Annotated in this window: 1 protein-coding gene; it reads left to right on the top strand. The window is 53.7% G+C overall.

The features are described from left to right. Window positions 1-142: 142 nt before the first annotated feature. Window positions 143-490, top strand: coding sequence for a hypothetical protein (locus EYS42_RS16900; protein WP_130969382.1), 348 nt, complete (start codon window positions 143-145; stop codon window positions 488-490). The last annotated feature ends 266 nt before the right edge of the window (window positions 491-756 follow it).

Below are 756 nucleotides of genomic sequence, written 5' to 3'. Positions count from 1 at the left end.
CAAAACACCCAAAGGAGCCGACCAGACAGTAGACTTATCCACATCCGAGCAGTCCGCTTCTTCGTCAACCTAGTGGCTCAGTTTTGGACGTGACGCCTGGCTCAGTTTTGCTCGTGATTCAACAGGCAACAGACTCAAGCGGATGGATCGTCCATTCACGCTATTCCTGGTTCTTGCAGTCTTTATGGTGTTCTTCGGGGACCGCTTTTTCAGCGCCGAAGGCTACAAGATGGCTTTCGGCGCAATCGTGATCATCTTCCTAGGCTTCTGGCTCTATGGTGCGGTGCTTATGCCGGCAGCAATCAGCGAGCAACTCAACAAGTCACACCACCCAGACGAAGATGTTCGCGCGCTTCAAGACGGAGAAATCTCCATCAGTCAGTACGCCGAGCGCAAGGCCAACAAGCAAACAGGCATTACAAGCGCCACCAATACGCCGGGCAGCGAATTTGACCAGCAATCCAACCCCAAGACTCAACTTCACAAGTGAAATGCAGCATCCAAAACCAATATCCGTGGCCTAACAGTACGGTCAAGCGGACGCCAACAAAGCCCATGGCTTCGCCATTTTCATGGGCTTTGTTGGTGCCCTACACTCGCTGCGCTCCTTCCGGCGCCGCTTACCTTAGGCGTTAGGCAACACCAAATACCAGGGGCGTTTGGAAGCTGGTTTGCTTCTATTTAGACCGCGCTCGCGAGAGCAGTTTTTCATTCCCAGACCGCTCCAAGCTCATTATCGGCCTGGCGTCTGCGCAG

The sequence above is a fragment of the Aquabacterium lacunae genome (genome assembly GCF_004310865.1).
GTDB lineage: Bacteria > Pseudomonadota > Gammaproteobacteria > Burkholderiales > Burkholderiaceae_C > Aquabacterium > Aquabacterium lacunae.
This window is presented reverse-complemented; position numbering and strand designations above follow the sequence as displayed.

Coding starts and splice junctions, on each gene's coding strand:
- EYS42_RS16900 (WP_130969382.1), top strand. CDS start 143: ATGGATCGTCCATTCACGCTATTCCTGGTTCTTGCAGTCTTTATGGTG.